The 17,023-nt window shown below is 71.8% G+C and carries 16 protein-coding genes; 10 read left to right on the forward strand and 6 right to left on the reverse strand.

What is annotated here, in order from left to right:
- The 3 genes from AB0917_RS28405 to AB0917_RS28415 form a co-directional block, all read right to left on the reverse strand.
- Nucleotides 1–664 (reverse strand): wax ester/triacylglycerol synthase domain-containing protein (locus AB0917_RS28405; RefSeq protein ID WP_366822538.1); only part of this gene is annotated, 664 nt, incomplete at its 3' end.
- Between the two features lie 84 nt (nucleotides 665–748).
- Entirely contained in the window at nucleotides 749–2,857 is a 2,109-nt protein-coding gene (locus AB0917_RS28410) for a SpoIIE family protein phosphatase (RefSeq protein ID WP_366822539.1), read from the reverse strand.
- Between the two features lie 97 nt (nucleotides 2,858–2,954).
- Nucleotides 2,955–4,082, reverse strand: a complete 1,128-nt coding sequence (locus AB0917_RS28415; protein ID WP_366822551.1) for a DUF6777 domain-containing protein — start codon at nucleotides 4,080–4,082, stop codon at nucleotides 2,955–2,957.
- A 202-nt stretch (nucleotides 4,083–4,284) separates the two neighbouring features.
- Here AB0917_RS28415 and AB0917_RS28420 point away from each other — a divergent pair, with 202 nt between their 5' ends.
- Genes AB0917_RS28420 through AB0917_RS28430 form a run of 3 tightly spaced genes read left to right on the forward strand, consistent with a single transcriptional unit; the run spans nucleotide 4,285 to nucleotide 7,151 of the window.
- A complete protein-coding gene (locus AB0917_RS28420; protein ID WP_366822540.1) occupies nucleotides 4,285–5,145 on the forward strand; it encodes a YndJ family protein in 861 nt (286 codons plus the stop codon).
- Entirely contained in the window at nucleotides 5,142–5,654 is a 513-nt protein-coding gene (locus AB0917_RS28425; protein ID WP_366822541.1) for a DUF1990 domain-containing protein, read from the forward strand. Before AB0917_RS28420 ends, AB0917_RS28425 begins: the two co-directional genes overlap by 4 nt.
- A gap of 42 nt (nucleotides 5,655–5,696) precedes the next feature.
- Nucleotides 5,697–7,151 (forward strand): lipase maturation factor family protein, encoded by a 1,455-nt coding sequence (locus AB0917_RS28430; RefSeq protein WP_366822542.1) that lies wholly within the window; start codon nucleotides 5,697–5,699, stop codon nucleotides 7,149–7,151.
- 5 nt (nucleotides 7,152–7,156) lie between these two features.
- Here the strand turns inward: AB0917_RS28430 and AB0917_RS28435 are convergent, their stop codons facing one another.
- Both AB0917_RS28435 and AB0917_RS28440 read right to left on the reverse strand, forming a co-directional pair.
- Entirely contained in the window at nucleotides 7,157–7,333 is a 177-nt protein-coding gene (locus AB0917_RS28435) for a hypothetical protein (RefSeq protein ID WP_366822553.1), read from the reverse strand.
- Between the two features lie 379 nt (nucleotides 7,334–7,712).
- Nucleotides 7,713–9,197, reverse strand: coding sequence for an SDR family NAD(P)-dependent oxidoreductase (locus AB0917_RS28440; RefSeq protein ID WP_366822543.1), 1,485 nt, complete (start codon nucleotides 9,195–9,197; stop codon nucleotides 7,713–7,715).
- A gap of 217 nt (nucleotides 9,198–9,414) precedes the next feature.
- Between AB0917_RS28440 and AB0917_RS28445 the strand changes: the two genes are divergently transcribed.
- The 5 genes from AB0917_RS28445 (at nucleotide 9,415) to AB0917_RS28465 (ending at nucleotide 14,430) form a co-directional block, all read left to right on the forward strand.
- On the forward strand, nucleotides 9,415–10,311 hold the full coding sequence (locus tag AB0917_RS28445) for an RNA polymerase sigma factor SigF (RefSeq protein WP_366822544.1): 897 nt from the start codon (nucleotides 9,415–9,417) through the stop codon (nucleotides 10,309–10,311).
- A gap of 236 nt (nucleotides 10,312–10,547) precedes the next feature.
- Nucleotides 10,548–11,780 (forward strand): SpoIIE family protein phosphatase, encoded by a 1,233-nt coding sequence (locus tag AB0917_RS28450; protein WP_366822552.1) that lies wholly within the window; start codon nucleotides 10,548–10,550, stop codon nucleotides 11,778–11,780.
- Nucleotides 11,777–13,438, forward strand: a complete 1,662-nt coding sequence (locus tag AB0917_RS28455; RefSeq protein ID WP_366822545.1) for an ATP-binding protein — start codon at nucleotides 11,777–11,779, stop codon at nucleotides 13,436–13,438. Before AB0917_RS28450 ends, AB0917_RS28455 begins: the two co-directional genes overlap by 4 nt.
- Nucleotides 13,435–13,878 (forward strand): response regulator, encoded by a 444-nt coding sequence (locus tag AB0917_RS28460; RefSeq protein ID WP_366822546.1) that lies wholly within the window; start codon nucleotides 13,435–13,437, stop codon nucleotides 13,876–13,878. The genes AB0917_RS28455 and AB0917_RS28460 overlap by 4 nt, the downstream gene beginning before the upstream one ends.
- 96 nt (nucleotides 13,879–13,974) lie before the next feature.
- Nucleotides 13,975–14,430 (forward strand): ATP-binding protein, encoded by a 456-nt coding sequence (locus AB0917_RS28465; RefSeq protein WP_366822547.1) that lies wholly within the window; start codon nucleotides 13,975–13,977, stop codon nucleotides 14,428–14,430.
- Between the two features lie 192 nt (nucleotides 14,431–14,622).
- Here AB0917_RS28465 and AB0917_RS28470 read toward each other — a convergent pair whose 3' ends face one another.
- Nucleotides 14,623–15,795 (reverse strand): PP2C family protein-serine/threonine phosphatase, encoded by a 1,173-nt coding sequence (locus AB0917_RS28470; protein ID WP_366822548.1) that lies wholly within the window; start codon nucleotides 15,793–15,795, stop codon nucleotides 14,623–14,625.
- A gap of 86 nt (nucleotides 15,796–15,881) precedes the next feature.
- Between AB0917_RS28470 and AB0917_RS28475 the strand changes: the two genes are divergently transcribed.
- On the forward strand, nucleotides 15,882–16,397 hold the full coding sequence (locus tag AB0917_RS28475) for a MarR family transcriptional regulator (protein ID WP_366822549.1): 516 nt from the start codon (nucleotides 15,882–15,884) through the stop codon (nucleotides 16,395–16,397).
- Nucleotides 16,398–16,618: 221 nt separating this feature from the next.
- Nucleotides 16,619–17,023: STAS domain-containing protein (locus tag AB0917_RS28480; RefSeq protein ID WP_366822550.1), on the forward strand; the 405-nt coding region annotated here is incomplete at its 3' end.

Raw genomic sequence — 17,023 nt, forward strand, 5'->3', positions numbered from 1 at the left:
GCGCGGTGAAGGCGGTGGTGGCACGCAGGTCGAGGCGGCCCGCGCGGACGACGGAGGCGCCCACGCCCAGCGCCCGGCCGACCTCGCCGATCCGGCCGAGCGCCATGCCCGCCACCTCGCGGGGGTCGGGGAGCCAGGAGCGGGGCGGGACGGCGGGGCGGCCTCGGGCGGCGGACCGGGCCGTGGTGGCGGCGATCTCGTCGAAGATGCCGGCGCCGATGGCGACCGCCCGCATCCCGTCGGCCAGCGCGTGGTGCAGCTTGACCAGCACGGCGAAGGGCCCGTCGTCGGCGCCGCCGATCAGGTACATCTGCCAGGGCGGCAGCCCGCGGCCCAAGGGCTGTTCCATCAGTTCGCCGGCCAGCCGGGTGGCTCCCGCCATGAAGTCGCCGCTCTCCACGGCGACGCGGCGCACATGCCGGTCCACGTCGAAGTCCTTGTCGAGCGTCCAGGCGGCGCCGCCGACCGGCAGCAGGACGTCCCGTACGCACATCCGCAGCCGGGGGATCGCGGCGGCCCTGCTCCGCAGCAGCTCCAGGATGTGGGGCGGGGTGGCGCCGGGGGCCGGGGCGAAGACGGCGAGCGCGCCCAGGTGCATGGGGTGGGCGTCGGATTCGAGGTGCCAGAAGGCCAGATCGAGCGGGGCCAGGAGTTCGGTACCCAACAGGGGCCTCATGTCGTCGGGGGCGGAACGGCCGTACTCCCGCAGTCAATCCTTTGCGGTCGGTTACAGTCAAGTACGGACATGTTACGTACTGTTACAGCTCGGTTCGGTGCAGGGTTCCGACCCGTCATGACCGCTCGGGATCAGGAACTCGCACCACACGCACTTGCCGCTGCCGCGGGACTCCACGCCCCAGACGTCGGCCAGCCGGTCGACGAGCATCAGCCCGCGCCCGGAGACCCCCTCCTCCCCCGCGTCCCGGCGGCGCGGCAGGGCGCTGGAGCGGTCCTCCACGTCGACCCGCAGCCGCCGCTCGGCCCCGGCCATCACCCGGATCGTCACGACGGCCCCGCCGTCGGTGTGCATCAGCGCGTTGGTGGTCAGCTCGTCGGCGGCCAGTTCGATCTCGTCGGCCCGCTCCTTCGCCCCCCAGGCGCGTACCGCCGCCCGGATCATGTGCCGGGCCGAGCTGAGCGCCTCGGGATCGTTCTGGGCCACGTGCTGCCGGAGCCGGCCGCCGGGCTGGGGTGCCTGGGCGGCCCGGCGGCGGAGCAGCAGGAGCGCCACGTCGTCCTGGCCGCCGCGCACGTCGATGGCGTCGCAGAGTTCGTCGGCCAGCTTCTGGAGGTTCTGGGGGCCGTTGGAGACCAGCGTGGTCAGCAGTTGCATGCCCTCGTCGAGATCGGAGCCGGGCAGCTCCACCAGTCCGTCGGTGAACAGGATCATCGTCTGGCCCGGGTCCAGCTCCGCGGTGGAGACCGGGTACTCCAGCCTGCCGAACTCCGCGGAGAGGCCCAGCGGCAGCCCGCCCTCGGCCGGCAGCCGGCGGCAGCTCCCGTCCACGTCGCGCACCAGTGGGTCGACATGGCCGGCGCGGACCACCTGGACCACCCCGGTGGTCAGGTCGGCCTCGGCGTAGGTGCAGGTGGCGAAGCGGTCGGTGTCCAGCTCATGGAGGAAGACGGAGGCGCGCGCCATCACGGTGGCGGGGCTGTGCCCCTCGGCCGCGTAGGCCCGCAGCACGATCCGCAGCTGCCCCATGACGGCGGCGGCGTGGGTGTCGTGCCCCTGGACGTCCCCGATGACGGCGCCGACCCGGCCGCCGGGCAGCGGGATCAGGTCGTACCAGTCGCCGCCGATGTCCCGGCCGAGCCGGGCCGAGCGGTAGCGGACGGCGACCTGCGCGCCGGGGACGGCGGGGATCCGGCGCGGCAGCATCGCCTGCTGGAGCCCTTCGGCGAGGTCGTGCTCCTGCTCGTAGAGCATCGCCCGCTGGAGGCTCTGGGCGATCGAGGTGCCGAGCGCCATGAGCAGGTTGCGCTCGTCGGGGGTGAAGCCCGCCTTGTCGCGGTAGAGCAGGCCGAGTGCGCCGATCGGGCGGGCCTGGGCGATCAGCGGCATGTAGGCGGCCGCGGTGATCCCGAGGTGGCTGATGTCGGGCCAGAGGACCGGGTAGGAGGCGGCGAAGTCCTCGGCGGACTCGATGAAGCGCGGGGTGAGCGTGCGGACGACCTCACTCATCGGGTACTGCTCGTCCACCCGGGTGAAGCGGGTGCCGGGGACGTAGGCGCCTTCGGGCCCGTCGGCCACCAGGTGGATGCGGCCGGACTCCAGCAGTCCCATGACCAGGCTGGTGGCTCCCAGATGGGCGAGGCCCTGGGAGTTCTTGAGGACGGCGATGACGTCCTTGACCGTACGGGCGTGGGCCAGGGCCGCCGTGGTGCCCTCGACCAGGCTGGTGCGCCGGCGCCGCTCCAGGTCCAGCTCCTGCCGGGCGGAGGAGTCGGCCAGCTCCTGGGTGGCGTCGCGGACGATCCCGATGATGCGGCGGGGCCGGCCGGTCGCGTCCCGGCACACGAAGCCCTGGGTGTGGGTCCAGCGCAGGGTCCCGTCGCGGCGCTGGATGCGGAAGTAGGCCCCGTAGTTGATGCGGCCGCCCTTGAGCGCCTGCGAGACCATCCCGTCCAGGCGTACGGCCTCGTCGGTCGGTACGCGCTGGGCGAGCGAGGCCGGCCGGCCGTCGTACTCGTCGGCGGTCAGGTCGAACACGCCGAGGGCGGCCTGGTCCATGTGCATGAGGCCGGTGTCCAGATCCCAGTCGAAGCTGCCCATACGGTTCAGGGCGAGGCTGAGGTCCGGGTGGGCGGGCCAGTCGTCCGGGAGTGACAGGGCACCCGCTACCCGATCATCCATGTTGGCCACTCTGCCACCATTTGTCGGATTCTTCGAACGATCCGATACGCCGGCCGGAGCGGTCGGCGCACGGACGGAGGGGGCCCGGCTCGGCCGGTCACCCGGCGAACAGGTCGGGAACGCCGGGGTCCTCCGGCTCCTCGAACTCTTCGAGATCGTCGGGGAAGACCTGGGTCGGGGGCGGCGCCACGTCCGGCTCGCCCTCCTCCAGCTCCCAGGGCTCGTCGGTGGGCATGCCGTCGAAGTCGTCCGGCGCCTCGCTCCGCGGATCGGGCTCCATGGGCGGCGGGCAGCCGGGAGGCGGCTCGGCGGGGCCGCCCGACGGATCCGGGCACTTCGTCCCCTCCGGTTCGGCGGGACCCGGGGTGGTCTCCGGTACGGGATCGGAGGGGCGGGCAGGCGAGGGGAAGAGCAGGTCCCCGTTCGGCTCGAAGGGCGGCGGGTCCTCCGGGGCCCGGTCGCGACCGCCGCCGTCGCCGACGGTCCGCTCGATCCAGGTGTTGTCGGCGGTGTCCACGATGACCAGGCCGGTGACCGGCCGCACGCCGGGGTCGATCGCCAGGATCCGCTCGGGGTCGAATCCGGCCCAGCGCTCGCCGCGGTGGGTGACCTGCCCCTTCGCGACCACCGGCCGCTCCAGCGGATTGCCGCAGGCGCAGCGGACCCGCGGCAGCCCCCTGCTGTCGGCCAGGACGGCGGTGCCGGCCTGGAGCACGGCCTGGAAGGCGGTGGCCGATCCGGCGCTGTAGCCATGGCTGGTGACCTGGGTGTCGGCGCTCAGGACCACCGGGGTGAGGGAGCGCAGGTAGCCGGGGATCTGCACGGCCTCGACGCCCGCCACCTCGGCGAAGGCTCGCCCCTTGTCCTGGTCGGCGGTCAGCAGGCGGGCCTGCTGTTCGACGTCGCAGGAGGCCTTGGACCGTTCGCCGCCGTAGAGCCCGGGGACGGCTCCCGAGACGCGATGGACCGTCCGGGTGCCGGACCCGTCACCCTCCCGCGGCGAGCGGGTGGCCGACGGTGAGGGCGTCGCGCGCGCCGTCGACTTCGTGAACGGCCCGGGGCCCGGCTCGGCGAGCGGCTGGAGGAGGACGTCCTCGGCCTCCGCGGTGCCGGTGGTGCCCTTCGTGGTGCGGTCGCCGCCGTCGCCGCAGCCGGCGGCGGCGAGGAGGGCCCCGGCGGTCAGGGCGGCGAGCGCGGCCCGCCGGAAACGTCTGGGTGAGCGCACGGAGCTCTCCTGCCTGTCCATGGCGACTCTCCTGCCTGTCCATGGCGAACGGATGGATCGGTCACCATCTGTGCCGCACCGGGCGGCGGCCCGCAAGCGGACCAGCGGTCCGGGAACAGCCGTCTTGAACACGTTCAAGAAAACCACTACGCTCGACCCAGGAGTTGAACGTGTTCAAATCATTCGTCCGTGGGGGTGGGCCGTGACCGTACTGGTCAACGCGATCGTGATGGTGGGCATGCTCCTGGTCGTGCCGGCGGGGCTGCGGCTGACCGGGCTGCGGGAGCTGGACGCGATCCGCGGACTCTGGCCCCTCTTCGCCACGCCCGGCGCGGTGTGCCTCTGGCTGGAACGCGGCCCCACCGCCACCGCGCTCGCCGGCTGCTACGCGCTGGGCACCGCCCTCCTCGCGCTGCACGCCGCACGCCTCGCGGTGCGGGACCGGGACCGCTCCCCCGCCCGGATCGCCCTCCTCACCGCACTCGTCGCCCCGGCCGTCGCCGCGCTCGCCCTGGTCGCGGAGCGGTGGGGCCACGACCTGTTCGGCTTCGAGCCGGCCATCCTCGCCCTGACCGTGCCGCACTTCCACTTCGCCGGTTTCGCCGCCGCCCTGGTCGCCGGGCTCGTCTGCCGGGTCACCGACGGCCCCGCGGGCCGGTTCGCCGCGCTCAGCGTGCCGCTGGGCACGCTGCTCGTCCTCGTCGGCTACTTCATCGGCGACTGGGCCGAGCTGGCCGGGGCAGTGGTCCTGACGGCGGGCATGTGGACCATCGGCCTGCTTACCTGGCGCCTGGGGCGCGAGGACGGGCGGGACCGGACGACCCGGCTGCTGCTGCTCACCTCCGCCGCCGTCCTGGTGGCGACCATGGTGCTCGCCCTGAGCTGGGCGGTCGGCGAGGCGACCGGACTGCCCCACCCCACCCTGACCTGGATGGCCGCCACCCACGGCCTGGGCAACGCACTGGGCTTCGCCCTCTGCTCGCTCCTGGCCTGGCACCGTATCCGCACGACCCACCCGCCCCACTCATCCCATCCGTCCCACCGGGAAAGCAGGACCGCATGAGCACGCTCACCTACCCCGAGGCCGGCGCCACCCGGCTCGGCCCGCTCCCCAGGGGCTACCACCACCTGCACCACCGCACCCGGGTCGGCCGGGGCCCGGACGACTTCGCGGCGGCGGGCGCGGCGGTGACCGAGTGGCGGATGCACCGGGCCTCGGGAGCCCGGGTCGACGCCTCGGCCGTACGCGCGGAACCCGGGGCCACCGTCCGGGTATCGCTCGGCGTGGGGCCGCTGCGCCTGGCCGCCCCGTGCGAGGTGGTCTGGACGGCGTACGAGGAGGAGGGCCGCACCGGATTCGGCTACGGGACCCTCACCGGGCACCCGGAGAGGGGGGAGGAGTGCTTCGTGGTGGAGCTGGCGGACGATTCCACGGTCTGGTTCACCGTCATGGCGTTCTCGCGCCCCGCCGCCTGGTACACCCGGCTCGCGGGACCGCTCGTCCCCCGCCTCCAGCTCGCCTACGCGCGCCGGCTGGGACGGACGCTGCGCCGACTGGTCGCCGCGCGCTGACAGCGGGGGCCGTGAACCGGGCCCTGGCCGATACTGGCGGGCATGGAGTGGTTCACCGCCGACGGCTACTGGCTGAGCAGGCTGATCTTCCAGCGGACACTGGCCGTGATCTACCTGGTCGCCTTCCTCTCCGCCGCCCTGCAGTTCCGCGCGCTGATCGGCGAGCGCGGCATCCTGCCCGTACCGGAGCTGCTGAGGCGCACCTCCTGGAAGGCGGCGCCGGGGCTGTTCCGGCTGCACTACTCCGACCGCTTCTTCGCCGCCGTCGCCTGGAGCGGCTGCGCGGTCTCGGTGGCCCTGATCGTCGGCCTGGACGGCCACCTCCCTCTGTGGGGCGGGATGCTGCTGTGGGCGCTGCCCTGGGTGCTGTACCTGTCGATCGTCCAGGTCGGGCAGGTCTGGTACGGGTTCGGCTGGGAGTCGCTGCTCCTGGAGACGGGGTTCCTGGCGGTCTTCCTCGGTACGGGGGACACCGCGCCGCCGGTGCTGGTGCTCTGGCTCCTGCGGTGGCTGCTGTTCCGGCTGGAGTTCGGCGCCGGGCTCATCAAGATGCGCGGGGACGAGTGCTGGCGGCGGCTGACCTGCCTGGAGTTCCACCACGAGACCCAGCCGATGCCGGGGCCGCTCAGCTGGTTCTTCCACCATCTGCCACGGCCGGTCCACCGGGCCGAGGTGGCCGCCAACCATGTCACCCAGCTACTGGTCCCCTTCCTGCTGTTCACCCCGCAGCCGGTGGCGGGCGCGGCCGCCGCGCTGATGGTCCTCACCCAGCTCTGGCTGGTCCTGTCGGGCAACTTCGCCTGGCTGAACTGGCTCACCATCGCCCTGGCGCTCTCCGCGATCGACTGGACCCCGATCGCCGGACAGCCACCCGCCCTGGCCGCGCCACCGCTCTGGTACGACATGGTCGTCATCGCGGTGACGGCCCTGGTCCTGGTCCTCAGCTACCGCCCCGCGCGCAACCTGCTGACCCGCCGCCAGGTGATGAACCGCTCCTTCGACCCCCTGCACCTCGTCAACACCTACGGGGCGTTCGGCTCCATCAGCAGAATGCGGCTGGAAGTGGTGGTGGAGGGCACGGCCGACCCGGTCGGGGACGAGAGCGCCGACTGGCGGGAGTACGGCTTCCGCGGCAAACCGGGCGATGTGGGGCGGCTGCCGCGCCTGTTCGCCCCGTACCACCTGCGGCTCGACTGGATGATGTGGTTCGCGGCGCTCTCCCCCGCCTACGCGCGCTCCTGGTTCGGCCCGTTCACCGAGCGGCTGCTGCGCGGGGACCGGGACACGCTCCGGCTGCTCGCGCACAACCCGTTCCCTCACACCCCGCCGGCGCACGTGCGCGCCCGGGTCTTCCACTACCGGTTCACCGACCCCGGGGAGCTGCGGGCCACCGGCCACTGGTGGGACCGCACCTACGTCCGGGAATTCACGCGGCCCGTCTCCCGGACGCTCCCGCCGGAGCGGGAGGGCCGGGACACGGGCCGTGAGCAGGGCTGACGGGGTCAGTCGATGCCGGGCAGGATGTGCGGCTCGGCGAGGTCGTCCTCGTAGCCGGCCAGCCGGATCGGTGCGGACCTGGCCCACACCTCGATGTTCCGGAGCTTCTCGGGCCTGGTGGTCCGCTCCCCGTACCGTTCGGCGGGTCGCTTCTCGGGCATCGTCAGTTCTGGTGTCGTCACCGCGCACTCCTCTGTGTCGCGTCACCCAGGGCATCGCCGACGCTCCGGCGGCGACGCCGGGATCGACCACCCTGGAGTGGGGCAAGGGCTTCGGATATGTCGGTCGCGGTGGCGCCGTGTCGGGGCGGGACGGCGGTCGGGTTGAAGACCTGTCCCGGGACGGGCGGGGAACCTTCGTGGGCTCCTCGATGGCGTCCGTTCGCCTCAGAGTAACCAAATGAGCAGCGCCACGCTCGATAGAACGTGTGCAGTGAGTCACTTTCGGCCAATCCGGACAACGGAAACCCGGCCCAGGATCCATCCTGGGCCGGGTCCGTGGCCGCCGCACGGAAGGTGCGGCTCCGGTTGAGCCGGTCGGGTTACGCCGTCGGGCGGCGCATCACCAGTTCGCGGGGGCGTAGTCCTTGAGGAAGCAGCCGTAGAGCGCCTCGCCCTCCTCGCCGCGCACGATCGGGTCGTAGACCCGGGCGGCGCCGTCGACGAGATCCAGAGGGGCGTGGAACCCCTCCTCGGCCAGCCGCATCTTGTCCGGGTGCGGCCGCTCGTCGGTGATCCAGCCGGTGTCGACGGCCGTCATCAGGATGCCGTCCTTCTCGAACATCTCCTGGGCGCTGGTGCGCGTCAGCATGTTGAGCGCGGCCTTGGCCATGTTGGTGTGCGGGTGGCCCGCGCCCTTGTAGCCCCGGCTGAAGACGCCCTCCATCGCGGAGACGTTGACGACGTAGGCGTGCTTGGCGGCGGTCGCCGCCATCGCCGGGCGCAGCCGGCTGATCAGGATGAACGGCGCGGTGGAGTTGCAGAGCTGGACTTCGAGCAGCTCGATCGGCTCGACGTCCTCCACCGTCTGGACCCAGCTGTTGGTGTGGTGCAGGTCGGGGACGAGCCCGCCCGCGTCGATCGCGGTGCCGGCGGCGATCCGGGCCGGGGAGGCGGAGCCGGTGACCAGCGCCAGGTCGGTGACCTCCTGGGCGCTGAGGCCCTCCGTGCGGGGGCCGGGCAGGGCGGCCACCCGGTCGACCGTGCCGCTGCCGAAGGTGCCGATGACCTCGGCGGCGGGCAGCTCACCCGCGGGCAGCGGAGCGGATTCGGCGGCGACGAGCTCGCTGTAGGCCCCCGGGGAGCGGCGTACCGTCTGGGCCGCGTTGTTGATCAGGATGTCGAGCGGGCCCTCGGCGGCGACGGAGTCGGCCAGCGCGACGACCTGGGCCGGGTCGCGCAGGTCGATGCCGACGATCTTCAGCCGGTGGATCCACTCGTCGCTGTCCTCCATCGCCTTGAAGCGGCGGATCGCGTCGTTGGGGAAGCGGGTGGTGATGGTGGTGTGCGCCCCGTCGCGCAGCAGCCGCAGCGCGATGTACATGCCGATCTTCGCCCGGCCGCCGGTGAGGAGCGCCCGCCGCCCGGTCAGGTCGGTGCGGGCGTCGCGGCGGGAGCGGTTCTCCTTGGCGCAGGACTGGCAGAGCTGGTGGTAGAACGCGTCCACCTCGACGTACCGGGTCTTGCAGATGTAGCAGGACCTCGGGCGCTGGAGGATGCCCGCGATCTCGGCCTGTGCGGAGGAGGACGGCAGGACGCCCTGCGTCTCGTCGTCGATGCGCTCGGCCGATCCGGTCGCGGTCGCCTCGGTGACGGCCCGGTCGTGGGCGGTCTTCGCGGCCCGGCGCTCCTGGCGACGGCGCTGCTTCACGGTGCGGTAGATCCCGGCGGTGGCCCGGCGGACGGCGATGGCGTCCGGGTGGTCGACCTCGATGCGGTCGAGTTCGTCGAGCACGCTCAGGCAGACGGCCAGCCGCTCCGGGTCGATGCCGGGACCGAACTCGTCGATTCCGGGAGCGAACTCCGGGCTGTCCTCTGTCACCGTCATTGCCGTTCCTCTGTCATCTTCTCGCCGCGGGTCAGGGATCACCGCAGGCCGAAACACCCCGCCCAAGTTTGCCATGCGCGTGAGCCTGCTCCGTTCGGGCGGGGGCCGGCGGCTCCCGGCGGACACCGGCCGGAACTTTCCCGGAGAGGGACGCATGAGTTCCGAACGACCGGGAAGGCGACCGTCCGACACATTGGGCAGCAGGGAGGGTGACACCATGACGGCGATGTCAGCGCGAGCCACCAGAGCGACGGCGCCGTTGAGCGACGACCCGGCGGGCACGCGGACCGACATCGGCGCCGAGGAACTGCCGTGGGTCGAGGACGCCGGAAAGGTCGCTCCCAAGGACGCGCGGGCCCTGTCGAAGGTCTTCTTCGACCGCCTCCAGGTTCTGGAGGAGGGCACGCACGAGTACCAGTACGCCCGTAACACCCTGATCGAGATGAATCTCTCACTGGTGCGCTTCGCCGCGTCCCGGTTCCGCAACCGCGGCGGCGACGACACCGAGGACATCATCCAGGTCGGCACGATCGGGCTGATCAAGGCGATCGACCGGTTCGACCTCTCCCGCGAGGTCGAGTTCGCCACCTTCGCCGTCCCCTACATCGTGGGTGAGATCAAGCGGTTCTTCCGGGACACCACCTGGTCCGTGCACGTGCCGCGCCGCCTCCAGGAGCTGCGGGTCGACCTCGCCAAGGCGAAGGAGCAGCTCTCGGCCGAGCTGGACCGCGACCCCACGGTCAAGGAGCTCGCCGCCCACCTGGACCTGCCCGAGGAGGAGATCATCGAGGGGCTCGTGGCCGCCAACGGCTACTCCGCGGGCTCGCTCGACACCCCCTCGGCCGACAGCGACTCCGGGCAGGAGCAGCGCGCGTACGCCGATGTGCTCGGCGAGAGCGACCCGGCCATGGAGAGCGTCGAGAACCTGCACACCCTCGCGCCGCTGCTGGAGCAGCTGGACGACCGGGAGCGCCGGATCGTGCAGATGCGGTTCGGGGCCGAGATGACACAGGCACAGATCGGCGCGGAGCTGGGTGTCTCCCAGATGCACGTGTCGCGGCTGCTGACCCGGATCGTCAAGCAACTGCGCAAGGGCATGAGCGTCGAGGCGTGATCCGGCGCACGACCTGATCCGACCGGGGCGTTCCCTCCCCGGCGGTACCCGCCGTTCGTCCGGTCGGGCACCTGCCCGGGTGCCCGGCCGCTTCCTGTCCGAGCGGCGGCCCGTGGCATCCACCGGCGCCGCCGATCACATATGCTTCCCGACGATCGGCCGGATGGTCTGATGCCGGTCGTGTCGAGGGGGTGGAGGGGTTGGCCGAGTCACCCATGGGCATGTCTCTGAAACCTGTGGGCACCGCCGGCATCCCCGTCCAGCAGGACGTCACCGGCGACTCCTCCCCCAGCACCCTCCTGTGGAACGTCGACGCCACCATCCTCCTGGTGGAGGACGACGCGGGCGACGCGCTGCTGGTCGAGGAGATGCTCACCGACAGCGAGCTGGACTCCGCCCTCACCTGGCGCAAGACGCTCGCCGAGGCCCGCTCCTTCCTGAGCACCTGTGCCACCCCGGTCTGCGTGCTCCTGGACCTGCACCTCCCGGACGTCCACGGCCTGGACGCCGTACGCCAGATCCTGGAGTCCGACAGCGACGCCGCGATCGTCGTCCTGACCGGTCTCGACGAGTCGGGCACGGGGCTGCGCGCGGTCGCCGGAGGCGCCCAGGACTACCTGGTCAAGGGGAGGCTGGACCCCGAGGTGCTCTCGCGGGCGATCCGCTACGCCCTCCAGCGCAAGGAAGTGGAACGGGCGGCCTCGGCGCTGCGGTCCAATCAGCTGATCGCCCAGGAGAACGCCCGGCTGGAGCGCGGTCTGCTGCCCGTCCCGCTGCTGCGCGACGACCGGTTCCAGGCGCGCGCCCGGTACGAGCCGGGGCGCGTCCACGGGCTGCTGAGCGGTGACTTCTACGACGTCGTGCAGACCGCCGACGGCGCGGTCCACGCGGTGATCGGTGATGTCTCGGGGCACGGTGCGGCGGAGGCCGCGCTGGGGGTCTGCCTCCGGGTGGCGTGGCGTACGGCCGTACTGTGCGGGACCTCCCACCTGGCGCAGATCGAGCTGCTGGAGGAGATCCTGGTCGCCGAGCGGTCGGACTCGCACGTCTTCGCCACGATGACCTCCCTGGCCTTCGCGCCCGACGGGCGGAGCGTGCAGATCGTGCGGGCGGGCCACCCCGGTCTGCTGCTGCGCCGGGGCGAGGAGGTCCGCTGGGTGGAGCCGGAGGGCGGTATGGCGCTCGGGCTGCTGCCCGGGATGGGCCGGTGGCCGACGATCGACCTGCCGCTGGCACCCGGTGACGGTCTGGTGCTGTTCACCGACGGACTCTTCGAAGGGCGCAACGGCCCGGACAGCCGCCTCGGTGAGGAAGGGCTGCTGGAGATGGCCCAGGCCCACGGGCATCTGCCGGGCCGCCGGTTCGTCGACGCACTGGTGGCGGGAGCCTCCGAGGGAGCCGCCCCCTACGGCGGTCTCGCGGACGATGTGGCCGTCCTGCATCTGGGCTGGGGATCGGAACTTTCATGAGTACGCAACAGCCCGCACCCGAGGACACGACGGCGAACGCCACGGCGGACCCGGGACGCACCGGCACGGCCGCACGGTTCTCGGTGCAGAACTGGGTGCACCTGATCCTCGGCGGATTCATCGTGGTCGTCTGCGGCTGCCTGGTGGCCGGCGGGCTCGTGCTGGCCCGGATGTCCGACCGCACCACCGATCTGGTCGACCGAATACAGCCCGCGCGGTCGGTCTCCTTCCAGTTGCAGAACGCCCTGCTGGACCAGGAGACCGGGGTCCGCGGCTTCGCCCTGACGGGCGACGAGTCGTTCCTGGCACCGTACGAGGCGGGCAAGGCCGCCGAGCGGCAGCGGCTGGCCAGGGCCCGGGAGCTGGTCGGCGGGCACAAGCAGTTCACCGAGGATCTCGACGCCATCGAGACCGCGGCGCGCAAGTGGCGGGAGAACAAGGCCGAGCCGCTGATGAGGATGGTCCGCGAGCAGGGGCCCAACGAGGCCGACACCTCGGCACAGTTGCAGAGCAGCAAGACGGACTTCGACACGCTGCGGCGGGCCTACGGCGCCCAGCAGAACCACCTCTCCGAGGCCCGGGACACCGTGCGGGCCGAGCTGAACGACGCGCGCTCCACCCGCGACCAGGTGCTGTTCACGCTGGTCGCCGTCTTCGTCCTGACCGTGGTGGCGCTCAGCACGCTGCTCCACCGGGTGGTGGGCGTTCCGCTGAACCGGCTGCGCGCCGCCTCCGACCGCGTACGGACGGGAGCCTTCGGCCAGCGGATCGAGATCAAGGGGCCCTCCGACGTCCAGGCCGTGGCGAGCGCGGTCGAGGCCATGCGGCGGCGGCTGGTCGACGAGCTGGCCGGGGCGCAGACCCGCGAGACCCTGCTCGCGGAGCAGACGGAGGAGTTGCGCCGCTCCAACTCCGAGCTGGAGCAGTTCGCGTACGTCGCCTCGCACGACCTCCAGGAGCCGCTGCGCAAGGTCGCCTCCTTCTGCCAGCTGCTGGAGAAGCGGTACGGCAAGGAGCTGGACGACCGGGGCAAGCAGTACGTCGCCTTCGCGGTGGACGGCGCCAAGCGCATGCAGGTGCTCATCAACGACCTGCTGACCTTCTCGCGGGTGGGCCGGGTCCACGAGGGCTGGAAGCCGGTCGACCTGGGCCATCTGCTGAACCGCGCGCTCGGCAATCTGACCCTGGCCGTCGAGGAGTCCGGGGCCGTGGTCGAACGGCCGGACGAGCTGCCCGAGCTGGTCGGCGACTCCACCGCGCTCACGATGGTCTGGCAGAACCTCATCGGCAACGCGGTCAAGTTCCGCCGGACGGACGTGGAGTGCCGGATCACCGTCGGCTGCGTGCGCGAGGGCGCGGACTGGCACCTGACCGTCTCGGACAACGGGATCGGGATCGCCCCCGAGTTCGCGGACAAGGTGTTCGTGATCTTCCAGCGGCTGCACGCGCGCGACGAGTACGAGGGGACGGGCATCGGCCTCGCGCTCTGCCGGAAGATCATCGAGTTCCACGGTGGCCGGATCTGGCTGGACGCCGAACCCGGCGAAGGCACCCGCATACACTTCACCCTGCCTGCCGCGCCCGACGCGCCCCAGCACACCACGGCGGAGCTCCTCGCTCCGGCCCTGACCGTCAGCCAGCCGGGAGACCCTTCGTGAACAGTCCCGTACAACCCATCGAGGTCCTCCTGGTCGAGGACGATCCCGGCGACGAGCTCATGACCCGTGAGGCGTTCGAGGACAACAAGATCCGCAACACCCTGCACGTCGTGCGCGACGGCCAGGAGGCGCTGGACTTCCTCTACCGGCGCGGTGAGCACGTCGACGCCCCCCGCCCCGACCTGGTGCTCCTGGACCTGAACCTGCCCAAGTACGACGGGCGTCAGGTCCTGGAGCAGATCAAGGGCGACCCCGAGCTGTCGCTCATCCCCGTGGTCGTCCTCACCACCTCCTCGGCCGAGGAGGACATCCTGCGCAGCTACAAGCTGCACGCCAACGCGTACGTGACCAAGCCGGTGGACCTGGATCAGTTCATCGCGGCGGTGCGCCAGATCGACGAATTCTTCGTGACCGTGGTGCGGCTGCCCGGACGTGCGTAGGATCGGTCCGGAACGCCTGGAGTGGGTCCCTTCGACGCGGGTAGACACATGGCGGAACAAGGTCTCCGACCTCACTGCGGCGCCTGGCTGGAGCACATGAACAAAGAGGTCACCTCACCACCGGAGGACCCCGGCCAGGGTCTGCGGTCCACCGAGGTACTGCTCAGCGCCGAGGTCTTCGACGGCGAACCGGGCTGCATCGCGCTCGCGCGCGCCCTGGCCGACCGGTTCCTCACCCGGCTCGCGGACGAGTGCCTGGCCCCGATCGGCGAGCACACCCGCAGCGACCTGATGCTGGCCGTGAGCGAGCTGGTCACCAACGCCGACCGCTACAGCCACGGCCCGTACCTCCTGGAGCTGGAGGGGAACGCGGAGTTCATCAGCGTCACGGTGTACGACAGCAGTACGGCGATGCCCGTGCTGTACGGCCCCGACCCCTCCCGGCTGGGCGGGCACGGCATGGAGATCGTCGTGGCCCTGTGCGACCGGCTCACCGCGGAGCGGGTGCCGGTCGGCAAGCGGATCCGCGCGGAGTTCCAGCTCTCCATCTGACCCCGGCCCCGCCCCTGGCACGGCAGCGCCCCCGCAGACGCGTGATGCGTCCGCGGGGGCGCCGTGTCTTCCGTCCCGGCTGCCGTGGTGCTTCCCGTCCCGGCTGCCGTCGCGCTTCCCGTCCCGGCCGTCGTGTTTGCCGTCTCAGCCGTCGTCGTGTTTGCCGTCTCAGCCGCCGTCGTGTTTGCCGTCTCAGCCGCCGTCGTCGGCCCGGCGGCCGAACCAGTCCAGGCAGACCACCAGCGCGTCGTCGAGTGTCTCGGTGACGCGGTACTCGGCCAGTTCGCCCAGGATCGCGCGCGGGACGGTGGCCGCCGGAAGCAGCCGCGTCGACTGGATGGCGCGGGCCAACGCCCGTTCGCCGTACGCCTCCCCCGCCGGGGACACCGCCTCGTACACCCCGTCGCTGAGCAGCAGCAGCCGGTCGCCGGGCTCCACGTGGAACTCCTGGACCATGTAGTGCGACTCCTCGAACATGCCGAGCGGGAGCTGGGCCTCCAGTTCCACGCGCCGGACCGTGCGGCCGCGCTGGATCCACAGCTGCGGCGATCCCGCGTCGACGACCCCGACCCGGCCGGTCGCCAGCTCGAAGCGGAGCAGCAGTGTGGAGACGTGGGAGGCGCCGCGGTGCTGGTCGTACAGGGCCTGGTCGGCGAGGGCCGCCTGGTCCGCGATGCCGATACCGGCCCGGCGGGCATTGCGCAGGGCGTTCACCGCGAGGTTGGTGAGCAGGGAGGCCTGTATGCCCTCGCCCATGCCGTTGGTCACCGCGAGGGTCAGCTCGTCGGCGTCGGCCGCCCAGTCGAAGTTGTCGCCGTGGATGGAGTAGGCCGGCTCCAGCTGGGCGCCGATGGCGAACTCGGCGGCGGTGCAGGCCCGTGCGGGCAGCAGTTGCCACTGCATCTCGGCGGCGAGGGTGAGCCGGGTCGTGCGCCGGGCGCGCTGGTAGACGTCGGTGTCGCGTTCGGCGACCAGGATCTCGTGGCCCAGCAGGTCGGCCACGTGGGTCAGCTCGCCCACCATCTCCTGGGTCGACCGCGCCGCGGGCAGCCGGACGGTGAGGATGCCCAGGCGTTCGCCGCGTACGGTCACCGGGAGGTAGTGGTCGACGGCGTCGCCGTGCCTGACCTGCTGTTCGCGGGGCTCCTGGCTGCCGAAGGCCCGGCCCTCCGCGCTGTTGTGCAGGGAGAGCGGCTCCTCCTCGGGCCGGTCGAGGCGCTTGAGGACCCTCAGACCGTAGTCGGCCAGATGCAGCTCCACCGCCAGCGCGCCGTAGGCGTCGGCCAGCATGGTGCGCAGCGTCGCCAGCAGCGCGTGCGGAGCGGCGGCCCTGACGGCCGTCTCGATGTCCGGTCTTCTGTTCACGGTCTCTCGTACATTCCTCGTCCTGCGACGTGATGGGGGCTGGGTCCGGGCTGACAAGCGGGGCCGACGGATGACAGAGTGGATGAATGCCCCACTCCACCCGCCGCCCGCGCACCCGCGCAGAGGTGACCGCCGACGTCTCGGCGGCCTCGGAGCTGCTGGAGGTGCTCTGGGGCCGTGGCCAGGAGGCAGCCGCTTCGGGAACGGTATCGCCCTCCCAGCTCCGGGCCCTGCTCGTGATCGAGAAGCAGGAGGGCACCAATCTGCGCTCGTTGGGCGAGGCGTTGGGATCGCGGGCGCCGTCGGTGAGCCGGCTGTGCGACCGCATGGAGGCGATGGGGCTCGTGCAGCGGGCGCCGAGCGCGACGAGCCGACGTGAGGTGGAGCTGCGGCTGAGCCTGCGTGGCCGGAATCTCCTCGAAGAGTACCGGGCGCTGCGGGCCCGGGAGGTGAGTGCCGTGCTGAACCGGATGGAACCGGCCGCCGTGACCGCGCTCGCGGAGGGCCTGGCGGCCTTCCACGCGGCGGCCTCGGAGCGGCTCTCGCCGGAAACGGGTACGGCGGCGTCCCTGCTCCGCGATGATGTCGCCGACAGCGCCTAGCCTCATCCAGCCCCTGCTTCCGCTTCTCTCGGTGCGTCACCGCTGACGGCTGGTCCTTCAACCGTTGCGGATCAGATTGTTACCCAATGGAGAATGTTGTCAAATGGCAACTGTTCCTTCTATCGTTATCCCCGTACCCCGCCGTGAGCAGGGACGGAACATGCCGACCCGTCCGGCACACCGGCGTCCGTCATCCGCCCGAACTGCCCGAGGTGCATCCCGTGCAACCACCGCCCAGCGAAGACAGAGCAGTCAGCATCATCACCCGTCAGGAACGGGGTGCTCTGGTCCTCACCGTGTCGGGTGACCTCGATATCGACAGCGTCCCGCCCCTGAGCCGGGCGCTCGACGAGGCGGCAGCCACCGGTTCCGGTCCCGTGGTCGTGGACCTCGCGGGTGTGGGCTTCGCCGACTCCACCACGGTCAACGTCCTGCTCCAGGGGCAGAGCGCGCTGGGTGGCCGGCTGCGGCTCGCCTCGCCCTCCCCGTTCGTGCAGCGGCTGATCGGGATGATCGGGCTCGACAGCGCGATCCCCGTCCTGGAGGAAGTCGACCAGGCGATAGCGAGTGCCTTCGCGTCGTTGATGATGAGCCGTCGTGAGGCGATTCCCTGCTTCAGCCAAACC

The organism is Streptomyces sp. NPDC007346, assembly GCF_040703535.1.
GTDB lineage: Bacteria > Actinomycetota > Actinomycetes > Streptomycetales > Streptomycetaceae > Streptomyces.